This window comes from Rossellomorea sp. ABR4_004 (assembly GCF_056159585.1).
Window position 1 is genome coordinate 1 of sequence record NZ_JBSWVM010000013.1, and the last position, 4,872, is coordinate 4,872.

3 protein-coding genes and 11 tRNA genes are annotated in these 4,872 nt (G+C 41.5%); 13 read left to right on the forward strand and 1 reads right to left on the reverse strand.

Annotated features, from left to right (window positions below; translation table 11 throughout):
* Positions 1 to 508: 508 nt before the first annotated feature.
* On the forward strand, positions 509 to 2,677 hold the full coding sequence (locus tag ACXAF2_RS23420; RefSeq protein ID WP_475142160.1) for a Tex family protein: 2,169 nt from the start codon (positions 509 to 511) through the stop codon (positions 2,675 to 2,677).
* A gap of 88 nt (positions 2,678 to 2,765) precedes the next feature.
* Here the strand turns inward: ACXAF2_RS23420 and cmpA are convergent, their stop codons facing one another.
* The gene (cmpA, locus tag ACXAF2_RS23425; RefSeq protein WP_113970254.1) at positions 2,766 to 2,879 is read right to left on the reverse strand and encodes a cortex morphogenetic protein CmpA; all 114 of its coding nucleotides are present in this window, start codon (positions 2,877 to 2,879) and stop codon (positions 2,766 to 2,768) included.
* A gap of 149 nt (positions 2,880 to 3,028) precedes the next feature.
* On the opposite strand from cmpA, the gene ACXAF2_RS23430 reads away from it, so the two are divergent.
* The 12 genes from ACXAF2_RS23430 (at position 3,029) to ACXAF2_RS23485 (ending at position 4,858) form a co-directional block, all read left to right on the forward strand.
* Positions 3,029 to 3,505, forward strand: coding sequence for a SprT family protein (locus ACXAF2_RS23430; protein WP_475142161.1), 477 nt, complete (start codon positions 3,029 to 3,031; stop codon positions 3,503 to 3,505).
* Between the two features lie 129 nt (positions 3,506 to 3,634).
* Positions 3,635 to 3,709 (forward strand) — tRNA-Asn (locus ACXAF2_RS23435).
* Between the two features lie 7 nt (positions 3,710 to 3,716).
* Positions 3,717 to 3,807 (forward strand) — tRNA-Ser (locus ACXAF2_RS23440).
* A 15-nt stretch (positions 3,808 to 3,822) separates the two neighbouring features.
* A tRNA-Glu gene (locus ACXAF2_RS23445) sits at positions 3,823 to 3,894 on the forward strand.
* Positions 3,895 to 3,950: 56 nt separating this feature from the next.
* Positions 3,951 to 4,027 (forward strand) — tRNA-Asp (locus ACXAF2_RS23450).
* Positions 4,028 to 4,107: 80 nt separating this feature from the next.
* Positions 4,108 to 4,182 (forward strand) — tRNA-Gln (locus tag ACXAF2_RS23455).
* 5 nt (positions 4,183 to 4,187) lie between these two features.
* A tRNA-Lys gene (locus tag ACXAF2_RS23460) sits at positions 4,188 to 4,263 on the forward strand.
* 29 nt (positions 4,264 to 4,292) lie between these two features.
* Positions 4,293 to 4,374, forward strand: a tRNA-Leu gene (locus ACXAF2_RS23465).
* An 83-nt stretch (positions 4,375 to 4,457) separates the two neighbouring features.
* Positions 4,458 to 4,543, forward strand: a tRNA-Leu gene (locus ACXAF2_RS23470).
* Positions 4,544 to 4,561: 18 nt separating this feature from the next.
* A tRNA-Arg gene (locus ACXAF2_RS23475) sits at positions 4,562 to 4,638 on the forward strand.
* A gap of 55 nt (positions 4,639 to 4,693) precedes the next feature.
* Positions 4,694 to 4,770: transfer RNA gene (locus tag ACXAF2_RS23480), tRNA-Pro, on the forward strand.
* 14 nt (positions 4,771 to 4,784) lie between these two features.
* Positions 4,785 to 4,858: transfer RNA gene (locus ACXAF2_RS23485), tRNA-Gly, on the forward strand.
* Positions 4,859 to 4,872 lie beyond the last annotated feature (14 nt).

Here is a 4,872-nt window from a genome sequence, read left to right on the forward strand (position 1 = left end):
TTCATGGCGCTTTAGGTGATATTCAATCTCTAGTCGACGGTAAATCAGATGATACAACATATATTATTGGAAACTTACTCTAACGGACTTAGGGTAAGTTTTTTTGTTTAGGCTCTTTTTACAAAAATCAGTTGGATTTCAACTTACCCCAGTATTTCAGTGCGAACTGGATGGGGGACGATTTTTGTTAATTTTCTTCTTCCGTGAAATTGGTTTGGATATTTATGCTGATGTAGTAGCGAAGAGTGGATTGTAGCGGAAGGCACTTAACTCCTGCGGGAAATAGAGGAAAGGTCGAGACCCCACAGGGCTTAAGCCCGAGGAGGCTCGACTTCCTCCCCGGGGAATGTTGTGCCTGGAGCGGAAAGGAACGTTCTCAGTGTGGATTGCAGTGACAAAGTTGTCATTTCAATACATCAGATATATGTTTTAAGTTAATCCACCTTTTCAATCCTCAAAGACAGTTATGGTAAAATAAACAAGAATCCTATTCATGGAGGTAATACCAATGGCAGCCACATTAACAAATCAAGAACCATTACTTAACAGAGTATCAAAAGAATTGAACCTATCAATAAAAAATGTCAAAAACGTGATCTCACTACTGGAGGAAGGGAATACAGTCCCTTTCATCGCACGTTATCGAAAAGAACAGACCGGAGCACTAGACGAAGTTCAGATCCGTAATATTATGGATAAATGGAATTACCTGCAAAATTTAGAGCAAAGAAAAGAAGAAGTTATTCGATTGATCGAAGAACAGGGGAAGCTGACTGAAGAGTTAGCACAGGCTATTAAAAAAGCGGATAAGCTGCAAATGATAGAAGATTTATACCGACCATACAAGCAAAAGCGAAGAACAAAAGCGACCGTAGCGAAAGAAAAAGGACTGGAACCCCTGGCGGAATGGATTCTAACATTCCCTGCATCGGGAGATGTTGAAGAAGAGGCTTCTCACTACGTGTCTGAAGATAAGGAAGTAATGACAACCGAGGAAGCTTTAAATGGAGCAAAAGACATTATTGCAGAGTACATTTCCGATGAAGCTTCATACCGAGAATACATAAGAAGTTATACATTCCGAAAAGGGCTAATTGAATCAAAGGTGAAAAAGGAAGAGGTAGATGAGAAAAAAGTTTTTGAAATGTACTACTCTTATCAAGAGCCGATCCATAAAGTAGTTCCTCATCGGGTTTTAGCGATGAACCGAGGGGAAAAGGAAGATGTATTAAAGGTGAATATCCAGCCTGATACAGAAGGTATTGTGCACTATTTACAAAGGCAGGTCATTAAAAATGTTCACTCCATCTCTGCTCCTCTTGTGAAAGAAGCAGTGGAGGATAGCTATAAAAGATTGATCCAACCATCGGTAGAAAGGGAAATTCGTAATGAATTAACAGAGAAAGCGGAGGATCAAGCCATTCATATCTTCTCTGAAAATTTGAGGAAATTATTGCTTCAGCCGCCGATGAAAGGAAAAATGGTCTTGGGTGTCGATCCTGCTTTCCGGACAGGTTGCAAATTAGCAGTCATTGATGAAACAGGAAAAACACTTGATATAAATGTGATTTATCCACATTCATCTCAATCTCAACTCGCAAAGGCGGAAGAAGCGATTAAAGGGATAATGACAAAATATTCTATTGAGGTTGTCGCTATTGGGAATGGGACGGCATCCAGGGAGACAGAGCAATTTGTTGTGAATGTATTAAAAGATATGGATCAACCGATCTTCTATTTAATTGTCAACGAAGCTGGAGCAAGTGTATATTCAGCATCAGATGTTGCGAGAGAAGAGTTCCCGGACCTTCAGGTTGAAGAAAGAAGTGCCGTCTCTATCGCAAGAAGATTACAGGATCCGTTAGCTGAATTAGTGAAAATCGATCCTAAATCTGTTGGAGTTGGGCAATACCAGCATGATGTTTCACAAAAGAAGTTAAATGAATCACTAACCTTTGTGGTTGAAACGGCAGTAAACCAAGTGGGTGTAAATGTGAATACTGCCTCCTCATCACTCTTACAATATGTTGCGGGCCTCTCCAAAACGGTGGCTACAAATATTGTGAAAAAGAGAGAAGAAGAAGGTAAGTTTGTTTCGAGGTCCCAATTAAAGAAAATTCCAAGACTTGGCGCAAAAACGTACGAACAATGTATTGGTTTCCTACGAATAATGGATGGGAAAGAGATACTTGATCGAACATCTATTCATCCGGACAATTATAACGATGTGAAGAAGCTTCTTGCGAAAGTTGGGTTGACTGTAAATGACATCGGGTCAGAAGAACTGAGACAGTCATTGAACCAATTGAAATTAGAAGAGGTCTCTGAGGAGTTGGAAATAGGGGTATTAACGCTCAAAGATATTGTGGATTCGTTAATTCGACCAGGGCGTGATCCACGGGATGAATTTCCTAAACCTCTTCTCAAGAAGGATGTCTTGAAACTCGAAGATTTAACACAAGGTATGGAGTTGCAAGGGACAGTAAGAAATGTAGTGGATTTCGGTGCGTTTATCGATGTTGGTGTGAAACAGGATGGACTTGTCCATATTTCAAAGCTGAAAAATGGTTTCGTTAAGCATCCTTTAGATGTGGTGTCTGTTGGGGATGTTGTGACCGTTTGGGTTGATAGCGTGGATGTTCAAAAAGGCAGAGTCGCATTGACGATGATTCAATAATCAGGTAAGAGCTGACTGCAGGGGAGTGAATGCTATCTCAGGTCAGCTCTTTTTGCCATTTAGGATGAGATATGATGGATGTCCATACTTAAGAGCTGTTCTTCTTACGGTAAAAATACCAGCATTGATTAAGGAGTTTGATTTGATATCGATCCTTCTCAAAATAGGCTCTCCTCAATTGATTCACAAGCCAGTTAGGCATGGGGTAACCTCCTTATCTCTAAGAAAGTGCCAGCTGAATCCATGTGGTGACATTCCTTGGAGTATTTTGTCATGCTGAAACAGTAAGGGTGATATCTAGTTTATGCTATAATAGGTTGTCATGTTCTAATTAAGAAAGAAGGATTTCATATGACGGACGCTGAGCTGCAATTTATTGTTGAAAATATTTCTATTCAATCTTTTCATAAGCCTTTTCTTCATAAGGCATATTTCAACCCAAGGTTAAGAACCACTGGGGGGAGGTATATGTTAGGTAGTCATAATATCGATATTAATCGTAAATATTTGGACGAACATGGTATGGATGAATTAATAGGAATCATTAAACATGAGCTGTGTCATTATCATTTACATATTGAAGGTAAGGGATATAAGCATGGAGATGAAGATTTTAAGAGACTTCTGAATGAAGTTGGGGGTCCAAGACATTGTTCAATATTAACGAGTGTGAATAATAGAAGAAGGTATTTAATTTATGAGTGCAAGAAGTGTGGTTTGGAGTTTAAAAGAAGAAGGAAGATCAATTTAAGAAAATACGTATGTGGGCGTTGTAAAGGCAGGCTTAAATTAGTGAAGGAAGTTATTATGAAGGAAGACAAATCCTGAGTGGTTACTCTCTTGATTACGATCATCTTTTTTTGATGAAAAGTGTTTGAAAGTAGTTGACAATAAATAGCTGAGTCATTATAATCTAAAGAGTCGATAAGACGAGTTAAGCGAAAGAATAGTTTACGTTCCGCAGTAGCTCAGTGGTAGAGCTATCGGCTGTTAACCGATCGGTCGCAAGTTCGAATCTTGCCTGCGGAGCCATTTTTATGGGGAAGTACTCAAGTGGCTGAAGAGGCGCCCCTGCTAAGGGTGTAGGTCGGGCAACTGGCGCGAGGGTTCAAATCCCTCCTTCTCCGCCATTATTTTTAGAACATGGCCCATTGGTCAAGCGGTTAAGACACCGCCCTTTCACGGCGGTAACACGGGTTCGAATCCCGTATGGGTCATTTTTATTTTCGCTGTCGCAAGTAATGAAGGTTATTTTGCTAAAGCAAAAAACTCTGGTCCGGTAGTTCAGTTGGTTAGAATGCCTGCCTGTCACGCAGGAGGTCGCGGGTTCGAGTCCCGTCCGGACCGCCAGATTTTTTCTTTAAAAAGTTATTGACTTTAATGTTTTGGACATGTTATTATATAAACCTCGTCACTTTTTGACGAAACATTGGGCTATAGCCAAGCGGTAAGGCATCGCACTTTGACTGCGACATGCGTTGGTTCGAATCCAGCTAGCCCAGCCATTTAAGAGCCATTAGCTCAGTTGGTAGAGCATCTGACTTTTAATCAGAGGGTCGAAGGTTCGAGTCCTTCATGGCTCACCAAAGATTTTTGCAAAAGCAAAATCATCTATGCGGGTGTGGCGGAATTGGCAGACGCACCAGACTTAGGATCTGGCGCCGCAAGGCGTGGGGGTTCAAGTCCCTTCACCCGCACTTTAATAGTTGTTGAAATAACTATTAAAAAAGTGTTGACACAACAGATTATCCTCGTTATAATAGAGTTTGTCGCTTAAAACGCGGTCGTGGCGGAATGGCAGACGCGCTAGGTTGAGGGCCTAGTGGGGGCGACCCCGTGGAGGTTCAAGTCCTCTCGGCCGCACCAAAGATTTTACAACATATTGCGCCCGTAGCTCAATTGGATAGAGCGTTTGACTACGGATCAAAAGGTTAGGGGTTCGACTCCTCTCGGGCGCGCCATCTTGTTTCTACAAGCGAGTGTTTCATACTCAATGTCATACATATGCTTTTCTAGCGGGAAGTAGCTCAGCTTGGTAGAGCACTTGGTTTGGGACCAAGGGGTCGCAGGTTCGAATCCTGTCTTCCCGACCATCACAATAGTATATGCGGGTGTAGTTTAGTGGTAAAACCTCAGCCTTCCAAGCTGATGATGAGGGTTCGATTCCCTTCACCCGCTCCAATTTATTACCTTTT